Annotated in this window: 12 protein-coding genes and 1 pseudogene; 10 read left to right on the top strand and 3 right to left on the bottom strand. The window is 71.2% G+C overall.

Features of this window, described 5'->3' with window-relative positions; genetic code table 11:
• Window positions 1-68: 68 nt before the first annotated feature.
• Window positions 69-1,358, bottom strand: coding sequence for a ferric reductase-like transmembrane domain-containing protein (locus ACFULQ_RS45305; RefSeq protein WP_383556570.1), 1,290 nt, complete (start codon window positions 1,356-1,358; stop codon window positions 69-71).
• A gap of 303 nt (window positions 1,359-1,661) precedes the next feature.
• Between ACFULQ_RS45305 and ACFULQ_RS45300 the strand changes: the two genes are divergently transcribed.
• Window positions 1,662-2,723, top strand: a complete 1,062-nt coding sequence (locus ACFULQ_RS45300) for a LacI family DNA-binding transcriptional regulator (protein ID WP_383556567.1) — start codon at window positions 1,662-1,664, stop codon at window positions 2,721-2,723.
• A 245-nt stretch (window positions 2,724-2,968) separates the two neighbouring features.
• Here the strand turns inward: ACFULQ_RS45300 and ACFULQ_RS45295 are convergent, their stop codons facing one another.
• A complete protein-coding gene (locus ACFULQ_RS45295; RefSeq protein ID WP_383556565.1) occupies window positions 2,969-3,700 on the bottom strand; it encodes a dienelactone hydrolase family protein in 732 nt (243 codons plus the stop codon).
• A 196-nt stretch (window positions 3,701-3,896) separates the two neighbouring features.
• On the opposite strand from ACFULQ_RS45295, the gene ACFULQ_RS45290 reads away from it, so the two are divergent.
• Window positions 3,897-5,156 carry an SLC13 family permease gene (locus ACFULQ_RS45290; RefSeq protein ID WP_383556572.1) on the top strand — a complete coding sequence of 420 codons (1,260 nt, stop codon included), beginning with the start codon at window positions 3,897-3,899 and terminating at the stop codon, window positions 5,154-5,156.
• A 4-nt stretch (window positions 5,157-5,160) separates the two neighbouring features.
• On the top strand, window positions 5,161-5,649 hold the full coding sequence (locus ACFULQ_RS45285) for a universal stress protein (protein ID WP_383556563.1): 489 nt from the start codon (window positions 5,161-5,163) through the stop codon (window positions 5,647-5,649).
• Window positions 5,650-5,688: 39 nt separating this feature from the next.
• Here ACFULQ_RS45285 and ACFULQ_RS45280 read toward each other — a convergent pair whose 3' ends face one another.
• Window positions 5,689-6,651: a helix-turn-helix transcriptional regulator gene (locus ACFULQ_RS45280; protein ID WP_383556560.1), complete on the bottom strand. Its 963-nt coding sequence runs from the start codon at window positions 6,649-6,651 to the stop codon at window positions 5,689-5,691.
• Window positions 6,652-6,780: 129 nt separating this feature from the next.
• On the opposite strand from ACFULQ_RS45280, the gene ACFULQ_RS45275 reads away from it, so the two are divergent.
• From ACFULQ_RS45275 to ACFULQ_RS45245, 7 genes and pseudogenes are all read left to right on the top strand, one after another.
• Entirely contained in the window at window positions 6,781-7,467 is a 687-nt protein-coding gene (locus tag ACFULQ_RS45275) for an alpha/beta fold hydrolase (RefSeq protein WP_383556557.1), read from the top strand.
• Window positions 7,468-7,856: 389 nt separating this feature from the next.
• Window positions 7,857-9,038, top strand: coding sequence for an ROK family protein (locus ACFULQ_RS45270; RefSeq protein ID WP_383556554.1), 1,182 nt, complete (start codon window positions 7,857-7,859; stop codon window positions 9,036-9,038).
• Window positions 9,039-9,177: 139 nt separating this feature from the next.
• A complete protein-coding gene (locus tag ACFULQ_RS45265; RefSeq protein WP_383556551.1) occupies window positions 9,178-10,701 on the top strand; it encodes a sugar ABC transporter ATP-binding protein in 1,524 nt (507 codons plus the stop codon).
• On the top strand, window positions 10,698-11,732 hold the full coding sequence (locus tag ACFULQ_RS45260; RefSeq protein ID WP_383556548.1) for an ABC transporter permease: 1,035 nt from the start codon (window positions 10,698-10,700) through the stop codon (window positions 11,730-11,732). The genes ACFULQ_RS45265 and ACFULQ_RS45260 overlap by 4 nt, the downstream gene beginning before the upstream one ends.
• A 132-nt stretch (window positions 11,733-11,864) precedes the next feature.
• Complete coding sequence (locus ACFULQ_RS45255) at window positions 11,865-12,929, top strand: substrate-binding domain-containing protein (protein WP_383556545.1); 1,065 nt, start codon at window positions 11,865-11,867, stop codon at window positions 12,927-12,929.
• A gap of 67 nt (window positions 12,930-12,996) precedes the next feature.
• On the top strand, window positions 12,997-14,193 hold the full coding sequence (locus ACFULQ_RS45250) for a Gfo/Idh/MocA family protein (protein WP_383556543.1): 1,197 nt from the start codon (window positions 12,997-12,999) through the stop codon (window positions 14,191-14,193).
• Window positions 14,194-14,208: 15 nt separating this feature from the next.
• Window positions 14,209-14,453: pseudogene (locus ACFULQ_RS45245) on the top strand (sugar phosphate isomerase/epimerase); the annotation flags it as partial.

The following is a 14,453-nucleotide window of genomic DNA, read 5'->3' as shown; positions in this document are numbered from 1 at the left end:
GCCCGGACCCCTCGGGGTCCGGGCGGCGAGGTCCGTGAGCGGACACGCGTCGGTGACGCCTCCGCGCGTCAGGCCAGTCCGAACCGCTCGGCGTGCACCTGCCGCCGGGGTACTCCGAGGTCGCGCAGGGCGCCGAGCACGGCCGAGGTCATCGCGGGCGGGCCGCACACGTACACATCGCGTTCGGCTATGTCCGGGACCAGGGTGCGCAGCCTGTCCGGTGCGAACACCGGCGGTCCCTCGGTCCGGTGGCCGGTGAGCAGGTGCAGTCGCCCGTCCCGGCCGGCGACCAGGTCGCGCACCTCGTCGAGCAGCACGGCGTCGCTCTCGGCGCGCACCCGGTAGAGCACGACGACGTCCCCGCCCGCTTCCTCCTCCAGCAGGGCCCGGATCGGCGTGATGCCGACTCCTCCGGCGATCAGCAGGGCGCCGGGCCGCGTCCGGTGCAGCGAGGTGAACGCGCCGTACGGGCCCTCGAGGAACGCGCGGCCGCCGACCGGCAGCTGCCGCAGGCCCGCGCTGGTGCCGCCGACCGCCTTGGCGGTCAGGCGCAGGGTCCGGCCGTCGGGGGCCGCCGACAGCGAGAACGGATTCGCCAGCCACCAGTTGTTGTGTCCGGGGAACCGCCAGATGAAGAACTGACCGGCCCGGGCGGGCAGCCTGTCGAGCCTGCGGCCGGTGACGCGCACCGACACCACGTTCGCGGACTCCGGGACCACCTCGGACACCTCGAAGCGGTGATAGACGTTGCGCCACACGGGCACGACGATCCGCCCCGTGAGCAGCGCACCGAACGCGAACAGCCACAGGGCCCACCAGTACACCTCCGCGAACGCGGAGGAGGTGAAGGTCGTGGTCTCCTGCAACTGGTGGACGAAGGCCAGCCCCAACGCCACGTACACCAGCAGGTGCAGACCGTGCCACACCTCGTAGGGCAGCCGCCGCCGCACGTACCGGGCGGAGACCGCGGCGACCACCACCACGATCGCCGCGGCGCACATGCCGAGCAGGGACGCCGGCACCCCGGCCAGCGCGGAGAACGTCTTCGTCATCGACGCGTCGTCCAACCTCGCGTAGCCCAGCACCACCAGGAACGCGTGGGTGAGGATGGTCCACAGCAGGGTGAAGCCGGTCCACCGGTGCCACACCGTCAGCCGGTCCATGCCGATACGGCGGTCGAGCCACGGCAGCCGTGCCACCAGCAGCAGCTGGAACAGCATCAGCACGGCGGCGTGCAGGCCGAAGAACTTCGCGACGGTGAGCACGCCGTTCTTGCCGGACCCGGCGGTGACGAACAGGACCTCGACGATCACCAGGTTGACGACGACGAACGTCCACAGCGCCCAGCGCGCCGCCATGACCGCAGATGTGGTGCCTTGCCGCACCTGTGTTTGTGTCGCTTCCACCGCTTCCTCTTCTTGTCCGAGTGACGCATGGGGCCCGGCACCGCGAGCCGGCCGGAACAGAACAGACTGTCTTGCTCAGGTCACGAGATGCCTACATCGACGGCACCACTTGGGTCCGGTTCGCGAGGGCGAGGGCGGCTGTCTGGTTGACTCCTCACCCGACCGGCCGCACCGCGCCGCCATCGCGGGTCACGCTGGCTGATTAAGGCCTTAACCGCAAGCCGTCCCAGCGCAGTTGGGGAACATGGGGTACGCATGACGAGTCCGGGTGTCTGGCGCCGTCCCACTCTGGAGGCCGTCGCCGCACGTGCCGGGGTGTCCACGGCCACGGTGTCGAACGCGCTCAACGGCACCGGGCGGCTCTCCGAGGCCACCAGGCAGCGGGTATTGGCCGCGGCGGGCGAACTCGGTTACGCCCCCTCCAGCACGGCCCGGGCCGTGGCCCGCGGCGGCACCGGAGTGCTCGGCCTGACCATGACCACGTACGGCGACCTGGCCGTCCCGTACACCGAGATCCCGTACTACGCCCAACTGACGCTGGGCGCCATGGCGGAGGCGCACCGGCGCGGCTATATGCTCCAGGTGATGCCGAGCTCGATATCACCGTGGATGTGGCTGAACACCCCGATGGACGGTGTCATCCACGTCGGCCCGCGCGCGGACGACCCGGTGCGCACCCTCCTGCGCGAGCGGGGCCTTCCGATGGTCTGCGAAGGGCGGCCGCCCCAACCGCACCGGGGCGACGCGTGGGTGGACACGGACCACGAAACGGGCCTGGCCCTGCTGCTCGACCATCTCGCACAGAGTGGTGCCCGGCGGATCGCGCTCTCCCTGCCCCGGCACGACGACGCCTACCCGGCGCTGATCGCGGACGCCTACCGGTCCTGGTGCCGGGACCGTCGCGCACCGGTCCTCGTGGAGGAGTACGCCTCGATGCCGGACTACTTCACGACCGAGCAGGACGCGGTCCGGCGTCTCCTCGACCGTGTTCCGCGTCCCGACGCCGTGATCGGCGTCTACTCCGACTCCGGTCACAACATCCTCGCCGTGGCCCGGCGCCATGGTCTTCGGGTGCCGCGTGACCTGCTGGTGGCGTGCGTCAGCGAGGACCCGGACTACGCGAGCACCACCCCGCCCGTCACCACGCTCAGCCTCCGCCCGGACCGGATGGGGGAGGAGGCCGTGGACCTGCTGATCGCCGTCCTCAACGCCCGCGGCGGTACGGACCGGCGCAGGCTGGTGCAACCGGTGCTGACCCCCCGCCGCTCCACCCGTCGCCCGGCGGCGGATCCCGGCGCACGGGCACAGGCGCGGTGACCGCGGCCGGACATGCGGCCTGGGCCGATGACCGAGCTCCCGCGTGCGGCCGTCCGGCGGCTCGTCCCCGGTGGGGCGCAGTGGAGTTGACGCTCGCCTGGCAGGGAGAAGGGCCTTGCAACGCCACGGGGGAACAGCGCTGCAAGGCCCTGCACCCCGCGTGCCCGGTGTCGTGCGGTCCATGCATCCGCGACGGAAGTCTTTCGGCGGCGGCGCCGGCGTCCTCATCTCACACGGAACCCGGGTCAGCCCAGATGCCGGGTGAAGAACCGCAGCGAGTCCTCCGGCTCGAACCACGGCAGGTCCCCGTGCTTGCCGGGGTTGGCGTGCAGCGTCTTGTCGGCCGAACCGAGGGCGTCGAACAACGCCAGGCTCTGTTCGCGCGGCATCAGCTCATCGTCCCACTGGACCAGGAACCGCACCGGCACGGTGATGCGCGCCGCGGTCCCGGCCAGCACGGGCGACCCCTGAAGGCCCAGCACCGCGGCCCGGACGCGAGGCTCCGCGGCGGTGAACGGCATGCCCAGCGCGCAGCCCAGTGACACGCCCCAATAGCCCACCGGTCCGGCGCCCACATGGTCGAGTCGCTGGAGCGCGGTCAGGACCGCCCGCCAGTCCGCGACGGTCCGACCGACCACCAGCCGGTACAGGGCGGTGTCCAGCGCGGCCGTGTCCTCTCCGACGGCCGCACGCGCCCGGTACTCCGCAGCGAGCCGGTCGAACTCCTCGCCCGTCGGCCGCTCGCCGTGGTGGGGCACGTCGATCGCGGCGACCGCGAACCCGCCCTCGGCCGCGAAGCGACGCGCGCGTGCCAGGATGCCGGGCGCCCTCTTGTGCTCCCCGCCGCCGTGTCCCATCAGGATCAGGGGACGGGTGCCTCGGGCGTCCTTCGGCGTCCACAGGACGCCGGGGACCTCATCGACGGTGAAGGGCTGTTCGATCACGCCGCCCGACGACGTACCGGAGAGCAAGCGCACAGCGTTCCCGCCTTCCGAAGCCGGCGCCCTGCCTTACGGGGGCGCTCCCTGAGCATCCGAGGGAAGCATTCCCCATCCGCCACGGCATTGCTGTCGGGCCACCTCTCGTCGCTGTACGCCCGTGAGGTTCGAGCGGGGTACCTTTCGCACTGAGGCACCGGCGGGGTCATCCGCCGACGCGCGGGAGGAAACGATCCTGAACACCCAGCTCGCGGAGACTCTGTCCGTGGTCCTGCTCGTGATGGTGCTGGCCTGTGCGATCGTGCGCCCCTTCGGCTGGCCGGAGGCGGTGGTGGCCGTACCCGCGGCGGTCCTGGTCGTCGCCACCGGGGCCATCTCGTGGGACACCGCGTGGGACGAGATCGAACAGCTCGCTCCCGTCGTCGGCTTCCTGGCGGCAGTGCTCGTGCTGGCCCAACTCTGTGACGAGGACGGGCTGTTCCACGCGTGCGGTGCCTGGATGGCGCGCACGGCGGCCGGCCGGCCCCGGCGTCTGCTGGTCCAGGTGTTCCTCGCGGCGTCGGTCATCACGGCGGTGCTCAGCCTGGACGCCACGGTGGTCCTGCTGACACCGGTGGTGTTCGCCACCGCGGCCCGGATCGGCGCGCGCCCCAAACCGCATGTCTACGCCTGCACCCATCTGTCGAACACGGCCTCACTGCTGCTGCCGGTCTCGAACCTGACCAACCTGCTGGCGTTCACCACGAGTGGGCTGAGCTTCACCCGGTTCGCCGCCCTCATGGCACTGCCCTGGGCGGCCGCGATCGGCGTCGAGTATCTGATCTTCCGCCGCTTCTTCGCCGCCGACCTGGACGCGGGCGGCCAGGCCGACTTCACGGGCGAGCCGCCGCCACTGCCGATGTTCGCCCTGGTGACCGTGGGATGCACGCTCGCCGGATTCGTGCTGACCTCGGTCATCGGCATCGACCCGGCCTGGGCGGCGCTGGCCGGCGCGCTGGCCCTCGCCGTCAGAGCCCTGCTGCGCCGCCGCAGCACCCCGCGGGCCTTGTTGAGCGCCGCCTCCGTGCCTTTCCTCGCTTTCGTGCTGGCGCTCGGGATCGTGGTCCGGGCCGTCGTGGACAACGGCCTCGACAAGGCTCTGGGACACCTGATCCCCAGTGGCACAGGGCTCCTGGAACTGCTCGCCGTCGCTGCGCTGGCCGCCGTCCTCGCCAACGTCATCAACAACCTGCCCGCGGTACTCGTGCTCCTGCCGCTGACCGCACCCCTGGGGGCCGGTGCCGTCTTGGCCGTCCTGCTCGGCGTGAACATCGGTCCCAACCTGACGTACGCGGGTTCGCTGGCCACGCTGCTGTGGCGGCGTATCGTCCATGCCCACGACGGCGAGGTCGGGTTGAAGGAGTTCACCCGCCTCGGCGTGTACGCGGTACCGGCGAGCCTCGGGGCCGCCGTGCTGGCACTGTGGGGCTCACTGGCCGTGATCGGAGGAGGCTGACCCCATGGCTGTGGTCGTCTGGATCGTCGAGGGCAACTGGCCCGCCTGCGTGGACGCAGCCCGCGCCCTCGCCCCGGCGGACGCCGACGTCGTCCTGCTGCACGTCACCCCGACGGAGGTTTCGGGTGCCGCGCACGGCGCCTTCGCCGGACTGCTCGGCCGCGGTCACCCCCAGCGGGATCCGGGCACGCGTCTGGAACAGCTGGCGGCCGCCTCCGCGCAGGAACTGCTCCAGGCCGCCGCCGACCGGCTGGGGCGCCCGAGCACGCGGGTCGAGCGCACCGGACGCGTGGAGCGGGAGGTCGTCGCCGCGGCCGACGGCGCCGATCTGCTGATCCTGGCCCGCGACGGCTACCGGAGCCGTCTGGGGCCGCGCAGCCTGGGCCCGGCGAGCCGGTTCGTCGTCGACCATGCCCCCTGCCAGGTCCTGCTGGTCTGGCCGGAGCCACCGCCGGGACTCACCACCATGCCACCCCCGCCGCCTCGTCACTGACAAGGAGCGGTACGGGTGGACGAGGACGAGAAGAAGCGGCTACGGCCGGTCGGACACGGCCGCGGTGAAGCGTGCCGCGAGTGCCGCGACCGCGGTACGCAATTCCTCCCCGCCCTCGACACGGAAGGCGAACGGCAGCTCCGCCAGCCATTCCTGCGCGTACATGGTCGGGTTGCGCGTGCTGCCGACCAGCACGCATCCGTCCCCGGAGGGGTCGAGCCGTCCCATGGGCGGCCGGATCCAGGGGGCCACGTCGGTCAGGGGGAGGTCGAAGACCACGCGCGTGGGGAACTCCCATCCGAGGCCCAGGTTCTCCTCCAGCACCGCCACCGGGTCGAGATCCGCGGGCGGTTCGAACCCGTGCCCGGTGCGCTGGACGGACCGGACCCGGTCGACCCGGTACGTACGGACGGCGTCGGCGCGATGGGAGTGGCACAGCAGGTACCAGCGGCCGTACCGGACGACCAGGGACCAGGGATCCACGTCCGCCTGCCACTCGTTGCCGGCCTCGCTGCGGTAGGTGATCCGCACGCGGTGCCGGGCGGCGACGGCCTCGACGAGTTCGCTGGTGACGGCCGGGTCCGGACGGGTCGAGTACGGGTCCGGCGCGGCGGACGCGTACTCCCGCAGCATCGACGCATGGTGGCCGACACTCTCCGGCAATGCCTTGACGACCTTGCCCAGGGCGGTGCCGACCAGGTCGTCGGCATCGGCCGCGCCCGGCTGGCCGCTGAGCACGGCCATCACCAGGCCGAGGGCCTCGGCCTGGGTGAAATGCACGGCGGGCAGTCTCGTCCCGCGCCCCAGCCGGTAGCCGCCGTGCGGCCCCCGGGCCGACTCCACGGGGATGTCGGCCTCGCGGAGTATCCCGACGTATCGGCGGGCGGCTCGCTCCGTGACACCCAGCCGCAGGGCGAGTTCACCGGCTGTCGTTCCGGGGCGCGCCTGGATGATCTCCAGAGTGCGCAGGGCTCGCGCGGTGGGACTGAGGTCGTTCGGCACGGGAGCAGGCTAGTCCGCTCCGGGGACCTCCTGGGCAGAAGAGCGGCCGGTCGCCGGGGAAACCGGCAGTAGATCGTCCGGATCTCCTCCTACGGTGACATCCGTGCAGCAGAGGAAGGGGAACTGACCATGGACATCCTGCTCATCGGCGGCCTGTGGCTGAACGGATCCGTGTGGGGCCGGGTGGCTTCCGCGCTGGAGGCGCTCGGCCATCGCCCGGTGCCGCTCACCCTCCCGGGCCAGGGGGACGGCACCGCGTCGGCCACACTGGACGACCAGGTGGAGACGGTGCTCGCCGCGGTGGACGCGGCATCCGGCGAGGTCATGGTGGTGGGGCATTCCGCCGCCTGCTCGCTGGCCTGGCTGGCGGCCGACCGGCGTCCGGAGCGGCTGGCCAAGGTCGCCCTCGTCGGCGGCTTCCCCTCCCCTGACGGGCAGGTGTACGCGGACTTCTTCGAGGTGAGGGACGGCGTGATGCCCTTCCCGGGCTGGGGCCCGTTCGAGGGGCCGGACGCCGTCGACCTCGACGACGAGGCCAGGCGAGAGCTGGCGGCTGCCGCGATCCCGGTGCCAGAGGGAGTGGCCAGGGGTGTGGTGCGGCTGGCGGACGACCGGCGGTTCGACGTCCCGGTCGTGCTCGTGTGCCCGGAGTTCACGCCCGTGCAGGCTCGGGAATGGATCGACGCCGGCGACCTGCCGGAGCTCGCCAGGGCCAAACACGTCGACTTCGCCGACATCGACTCCGGTCACTGGCCGATGATCACCAGGCCCGACGAACTGGCCCGGATCCTCGCCGCGGCAGCCGACGCAGCCTGACGCGGCACCCGCACACACACGAAGCCCGGCCCGCTCGGCAACCGCACCTGGAACACCCTCTCCACGAGGGGCCGGCGGTCCGGCAACGAGTTCCGCCCCGGGACCGCGTCCCCCAGCGCCAGCACCTCGCGCAGTTCCGGGGGAGCGCGGAAAGGTCCGGGTACTCCATGTCGACGCAATACGCAGCGGGGCCTGCCGACCGGCACACGCCGGCGACGGTCCCGCTCCGACTTTGTCCTGGAGGTGGAAAAAGAACGCCGGACTGCTGCACAAGTACTTCCCACTCCAGAAAATCGTTGTTACGTTCCTCTCCGACAGCCTGACGACGCAGTCGGCGCAGACGCGCGTCCGGAACCCAACAGCGGGTGAGGGGAGGGATCGTGAGACGGATGACGGCTCGACCTGAGAACACCCATCAGGCGCGACTGCTTCGTCTGCTGCGTGACAACGGGCCCAACTCCCGTGCTCAGCTGGGCGATCTGGTGGACCTGTCCCGTTCGAAGCTCGCCGTCGAGGTGGACCGGCTGCTGGAGACCGGGTTGGTCGTCGCGGACGGGCTGGCTCCGTCCCGGGGCGGCCGCCGCTCGCACAACATCCGGCTCGCGCCGACGCTGCGTTTCCTCGGCGTCGACATCGGGGCCACGTCGATCGATGTCGCCGTGACGAACGCCGAGTTGGAGGTCCTGGGGCATCTGAACCAGCCCATGGACGTCCGCGAGGGCCCGGTCGCGGTCTTCGAGCAAGTCCTGTCGATGGCAGCGAAGTTGAGGGCCTCGGGGCTGGCGGAGGGTTTCGACGGCGCCGGCATCGGCGTCCCGGGGCCGGTGCGCTTCCCCGAGGGCGTCCCGGTGGCTCCGCCGATCATGCCGGGCTGGGACGGCTTCCCGGTCCGGGAGGCGCTCAGTCAGGAACTCGGCTGTCCGGTCATGGTCGACAACGACGTGAACCTGATGGCGATGGGGGAGATGCACGCGGGCGTGGCACGCTCCGTGGGCGACTTCCTCTGCGTCAAGATCGGCACCGGCATCGGCTGCGGCATCGTCGCCGGCGGGGAGGTCCACCGCGGGACCACCGGCAGCGCCGGCGACATCGGCCATATCCAGGTGGAACCGGAAGGCCGCGCGTGCGCCTGCGGCAACCGGGGCTGTCTGGAAGCCCACTTCAGCGGTGCCGCTCTGGCCGCCGACGCGGAGCAGGCCGCGCATGAGGGCCGCTCCGCACACCTCGCCGCCCGGTTGGCGACAGCCGGACGTCTGACCGCCGAGGACGTGTCCGCCGCCGCGGCGGCCGGCGACCCGGTGGCTCTGGAGCTGATCCGCGAGGGCGGGAAACGCCTGGGGCAGGTCATCGCGGGGCTCGTCAGTTTCTTCAACCCGGGACTGGTGGTGATCGGTGGCGGAGTGACCGGACTCGGGCACACGCTCCTGGCCAGCGTCAGGACCCAGGTGTACCGGCAGTCGTTGCCGCTGGCCACGGGCAACCTGCCGATCGTACTGGGGGAGTTGGGGCCGGCCGCCGGAGCCATCGGCGCGGCCCGGCTCATCAGCGACCACGTCTTCTCACCGGCCTGACCCCTCACGCACCGGGACAGCCGCAGCACAGCGACAACAAGGCTGCCGGACGATCAAGCCTGCCCTGCGCTTCTCAACCTCCACGCCGACACGGCGCACACCGCCCACTCACGGCCCGCATCCGCCGAGGGGATTCCTCATGGCACCACAACCACCCCTGCTCACCATGTCCGGTATCACCAAGTCGTTCCCCGGCGTTCGCGCCCTGGACGGTGTCGACCTCGACGTCCAGGCCGGCGAGGTGCACTGTCTGCTCGGCCAGAACGGGGCCGGGAAGTCCACGCTCATCAAGGTGCTGGCCGGCGCCCACCAGCCGGACAGCGGTGAGATCAGCTGGCGGGGCGAGCCCGTGACCCTCGGGTCGCCGGTCGCCGCCATGCGTCTGGGCATCGCCACCATCTACCAGGAACTCGACCTGATCGAGGGGCTGTCCGTCGCGGAGAACGTCTACCTCGGACACGAACCCACCTCGGCCGGATTCGTGGTGCGTGGCTCCACCGCCCGTGCCGCGACCGCGGAGCTGCTGAAACGCCTGGGGCACCCGGAGATCGAGCCGACGCGGCTCGTCGGTGACCTGTCCGCGGCGCAGCAGCAGATCGTCTCGATGGCCCGCGCGCTGTCCCACGAGGTACGGCTGATCGTGATGGACGAGCCGTCGGCGGCGCTCGACCCCGAAGAGGTGGACAACCTGTTCCGGATCGTCGGCGACCTCACCGCCGAGGGCGTCGCCGTCGTCTACATCTCCCACCGCCTGGAGGAGATCCGGCGCATCGGCGACCGGGTCACGGTCCTCAAGGAGGGGCGTTCGGTCGCGGGCGGTCTGCCCGCCGAGTCCACCCCGACCCATGAGGTCGTGGCCCTGATGACCGGGCGGACCGTGGAGTACGTCTTCCCCGAGCGGCCCGAGGCCGGGTTCGCCGCGGAGCGGGAGCCCGTGCTGAAGGTCGAAGGGCTGGGCAGGCGGGGCGAGTTCGCCCCCGTCGACCTGGAGCTGCGGCCCGGTGAGATCGTGGGTCTGGCCGGGCTCGTCGGGTCCGGACGCAGTGAGATCCTGGAGACGATCTACGGGGCCCGCAAGCCCGACGAAGGCCGCGTGCTCGTCGACGGCACGCCCCTGCGCCCCGGCAGTGTCCGCGCCGCCGTCCGTGCCGGCATCGGTCTCGCGCCCGAGGAACGCAAGGCGCAGGGCCTGCTGATGCTGGAGTCCGTCAGCAGCAACGTCTCGATCTCCACGCTGTCCCGGTTCGCCCGCGCGGGCTGGCTCGACCGCCGTACCGAGCGGACCGCGACGCACCAGGCGGTGCGGGAGCTGTCCCTGCGCCCGGACAACCCCGACGCCGCGATCAGGACCCTGTCCGGCGGCAACCAGCAGAAGGCCGTGCTCGCCCGCTGGCTGTTGCGCGGCTGCAAGGTGCTGCTGCTGGACGAGCCCACCAGAGGCGTCGACATCGGCGCCCGGGCGGAGCTCTACGCGGTGATTCGCCGGCTGGCCGACGAGGGCCTGGCCGTACTGCTCGTCTCCAGTGAGGTGCCCGAGGTCCTGGGGCTCGCCGACCGGGTGCTGGTGCTCCGCGAAGGCAGCGTCGTGCACACGGCGGACGCCCGGGAGCTCGACGAGCACCGTGTACTCGATCTTGTGATGGAAGGGAGCCCGACGCCATGACGCAGCCGACCACCGCGGCGCACGACGATGCGCCGACGTCCGCCGCCAAGTCCGCGGCGCAGCAGGAGAGTTCGCGGCGATCGGGGCCGCGGTGGGGGTGGGACGTACGCACCCTGTCCCTGCTCGGCGTCCTCGCCGTCCTCGTCGCGGTCGGCGGGATCACCGCACCGGACGAGTTCCTCGCGACGAGCAATCTCCAACTCGTCCTCACCCAGGCGTCCGTGATCGGCGTCGTCACCGTCGGCATGACCTTCGTCATCACCAGCGGCGGCATCGACCTGTCGGTCGGCGCGATCGTGGCGCTCGCCTCGGTGTGGGCCACGACCGTCGCCACCCAGGAGTTCGGTTTCGCGGGCATCCTGTTCACCGCGCTGGTCGTCGGTGTCGGCTGCGGCCTGGTGAACGGACTGCTGATCGCCTACGGCAGGATGGTGCCGTTCATCGCGACGCTGGCCATGCTCGCCTCCGCCCGGGGCCTGGCCCTGCAGATCACGGACGGCAGCACACAGATCGTGAGCGTCTCCTCGGTGCTCGACCTGGGGGCCAGGGACTCCTACATCCTCGGCATTCCGCCCCTGGTCCTGATCTTCGCCGCGGTCACCGTCATCGGCTGGCTGGTGCTGAACCGCACCACCTTCGGCCGGCGCACCGTCGCCGTCGGCGGCAACGCGGAGGCGGCCCGGCTCGCCGGTATCGACGTACGCCGCCAGCGCCTGTACCTCTACCTGCTCTCCGGCCTGTGCTGCGGCATCGCCGCGTTCATGCTGATCGTGCTCGCCGGCTCCGGCCAGAACACCAACGGCAACCTCTACGAGCTGGACGCCATCGCCGCGGCGATCATCGGAGGCACCCTGCTCAGCGGGGGCCGCGGCACCATCATCGGCTCCGTCCTGGGCGTTCTGGTCTTCACCACGATCACCAACATCTTCGCCCTGAACAACCTGGAGACCGCTGTCCAGCAGATCGCGAAGGGCGCCATCATCGTCGCCGCCGTCCTGGTCCAGCGCCGGTCGCTGCACGGCGACACCTGACACCGTGCAGCACGCCGGACGGCGGCCCCTGACACCGCCGTCCGGCACCCCATCTCCTCTGTCGGACGCACAGCACCCCCGTCGGACCTCACCTCGTCCGACGCACCCGCCCAGTCGAAGGGTCGATCCGCCATGCCCAAAACCCCCCTGCCCAAGAACTCCGCCACCAGCCGCAGAGCGCTCCTGTTCGGCACCGCCGCAGTCTCCGCCGGCGCCGTGCTCACCGCGTGCACCAGCAACGAGCCCAAGGAGCAGGCTCAGGCCGCGGACAACGCCGCCCCGGTCGCGGACGACAAGCCCGGCAAGAAGGTCACGATCGGCTTCGCCGGCCCGCAGGCCGACCACGGCTGGCTCAACGCCATCAACTCCAACGCCAAGTCGCGGGCGAAGAAGTACTCGGACGTCACGCTGGAGATCACCGAGGGCTCCAACGACACCGCCCAGCAGATCGGCCAGGTCCAGACGCTGATCAACAAGAAGGTCGATGTCCTGGTCATCCTCCCGGCCGACGGCAAGGCCCTCACCCAGGTCGGCCTCCAGGCCATGCGCGCGGGCATCCCCGTCGTCAACCTGGACCGCGTCTTCGCCTCGCCGCAGGCGTACCGCTGCTGGATCGGCGGCGACAACTACGGCATGGGCCTCAACGCCGGGCACTACATCGGCGAGCAGCTCAAGGGCAAGAAGAACGCCAAGGTCGTCGAACTCGCGGGCCTGGACAACCTCGAACTGACCCAGCAGCGAACCAAGGGTTTCGACGACGCCCTGAAGAACTACCCGAACATCCGCAAGGTGGCCCGCCAGGCGGCCGACTTCACGGTCGAGTCCGGTCAGGCCAAGATGGCCCAGCTGCTCCAGGCCCAGTCCAGCTTCGACGCGCTGTGGAACCACGACGACGACCAGGGCGTGGGCGCGCTGCGCGCCATCGACCAGGCTGGCCGCGACGACTTCCTGATGGTCGGCGGGGCCGGCGCCAAGTCCGCGATGGACGCCATCAAGGCCGGCAACAGCGTGCTGAAGGCCACCGTCCTGTACCCGCCGACCATGGCCGCCTCCGCGATCGATCTCGCCCGGGCGCTCGGACAGGGCAAGGGCATCGGCGGACTCGCCGAGTTCGAGATCCCGTCGTCGCTGACCCTCTACTCGGCCGTGGTCACCAAGGACAACGTCGACCAGTACCTGCCGACCGGCTTCATCTGACCGGGCCGGGCCGCGGCCCCGCGCACACCACGACGACTCAGTGACACTCCGACCAGGAGGAATCCGTATGGAACAGAGGGACAGTCGGACCGCGGCGCCGACGCTCGGCGTCGGCATGGTCGGCTACGCGTTCATGGGCGCCGCCCACTCACAAGGGTGGCGCACCGTCGGGCACGCGTTCGACCTGCCTCTGCGGCCGGTCCTGGCCGCGATCGCCGGCCGCGACGGGCAGGGTGTGCGGGCGGCGGCCGACAAGCTCGGTTGGGCCGCGACCGAGACCGACTGGCGTGCCCTCATTGCCCGCGACGACGTGCAACTCGTCGACATCTGCACACCGGGTGACAGCCATGCGGAGATCGCGATCGCGGCACTGGAGGCGGGCAAGCACGTGCTGTGCGAGAAGCCGCTGGCCAATTCGGTCGCCGAGGCGGAGGCCATGGTCGCGGCCGCCGAAGCGGCCCGCGAACGCGGGCAGTTGGCCATGGTGGGCTTCAACTACCGGCGTGTGCCGGCCCTCACCTTCGCGCGCGGCCTCATCGCGGAGGGCCGGCTCGGCACCCTGCGGCACGTACGGATCAGCTACCTCCAGGACTGGCTGGTCGACCCCGACTTCCCGCTGACGTGGCGGCTCCAGCGGGAGCACGCGGGGTCGGGTGCGCTCGGCGACCTCGGCGCGCACATCGTCGACCTCGCCCAGTATCTGGCCGGCGAGGTCCTGGTCGGTGTCTCCGCCCAGATGGAGACCTTCGTCAGGGAACGCCCCCGCCTCGACGGCGCCTCTTCCGGACTGACGGCTTCCGGCGGTGCCGGGCACGGGCCGGTGACGGTCGACGACGCGGCCGTCTTCACGGGCCGGCTCGCCTCGGGAGCACTCGCCACGTTCGAGGCCACCCGGATGGCGACAGGGCGCAAGAACGCCCTGCGTCTGGAGATCAACGGTGAGTCCGGTTCGCTCGCGTTCGACCTGGAGCGGCTCAACGAGCTGTCGTTCCACGACCATCGGGAGCCCGCCGCCACGGCAGGGTTCCGTCGGATCGTCGTCACCGAGCCCGACCATCCCTATCTGGATGCCTGGTGGCCGCCGGGGCATGGCCTGGGTTACGAGCACACCTTCGTCCACCAGGCCCGTGACCTCGTGCACGCGATTGCCGAGGGCCGCCGCCCGGAGCCCTCCTTCGCCGACGGGCTCCAGGTCCAGCGGGTGCTCGCCGCGGTCGAGGAGAGCGCCGAGAAGAACTCCGTCTACACCCCCGTAGCCGTCTGAGGAGGGTTTTCAGACATGTCCCGCCCGTTCACGCTGTTCACCGGCCAGTGGGCCGACCTGCCGCTTGAAGAGGTGTGCCGTTTCGCCCGCGATTTCGGTTACGACGGACTCGAACTCGCCTGCTGGGGTGACCACTTCGAGGTCGACAAGGCACTGGCCGACCCGTCCTATGTGACGTCGCGGCATCAACTGCTGGAGAAGTACGGCCTGAAGTGCTGGGCGGTCTCCAACCACCTGGTCGGGCAGGCGGTCTGTGACGC

It is taken from the genome of Streptomyces sp. NPDC057253, assembly GCF_042669125.1.
Taxonomy (GTDB): Bacteria; Actinomycetota; Actinomycetes; order Streptomycetales; family Streptomycetaceae; genus Streptomyces.
This window is presented reverse-complemented; position numbering and strand designations above follow the sequence as displayed.

Excerpts from the sequence above, each read along its gene's own strand:
- ACFULQ_RS45265 (WP_383556551.1), top strand. The coding sequence starts at position 9,178 with ATGGCACCACAACCACCCCTGCTCACCATGTCCGGTATCACCAAGTCG.
- ACFULQ_RS45300 (WP_383556567.1), top strand. The coding sequence starts at position 1,662 with ATGACGAGTCCGGGTGTCTGGCGCCGTCCCACTCTGGAGGCCGTCGCC.
- ACFULQ_RS45285 (WP_383556563.1), top strand. The coding sequence starts at position 5,161 with ATGGCTGTGGTCGTCTGGATCGTCGAGGGCAACTGGCCCGCCTGCGTG.
- ACFULQ_RS45270 (WP_383556554.1), top strand. The coding sequence starts at position 7,857 with ATGACGGCTCGACCTGAGAACACCCATCAGGCGCGACTGCTTCGTCTG.
- ACFULQ_RS45275 (WP_383556557.1), top strand. The coding sequence starts at position 6,781 with ATGGACATCCTGCTCATCGGCGGCCTGTGGCTGAACGGATCCGTGTGG.
- ACFULQ_RS45260 (WP_383556548.1), top strand. The coding sequence starts at position 10,698 with ATGACGCAGCCGACCACCGCGGCGCACGACGATGCGCCGACGTCCGCC.
- ACFULQ_RS45255 (WP_383556545.1), top strand. The coding sequence starts at position 11,865 with ATGCCCAAAACCCCCCTGCCCAAGAACTCCGCCACCAGCCGCAGAGCG.
- ACFULQ_RS45250 (WP_383556543.1), top strand. The coding sequence starts at position 12,997 with ATGGAACAGAGGGACAGTCGGACCGCGGCGCCGACGCTCGGCGTCGGC.
- ACFULQ_RS45305 (WP_383556570.1), bottom strand. The coding sequence starts at position 1,358 with ATGGCGGCGCGCTGGGCGCTGTGGACGTTCGTCGTCGTCAACCTGGTG.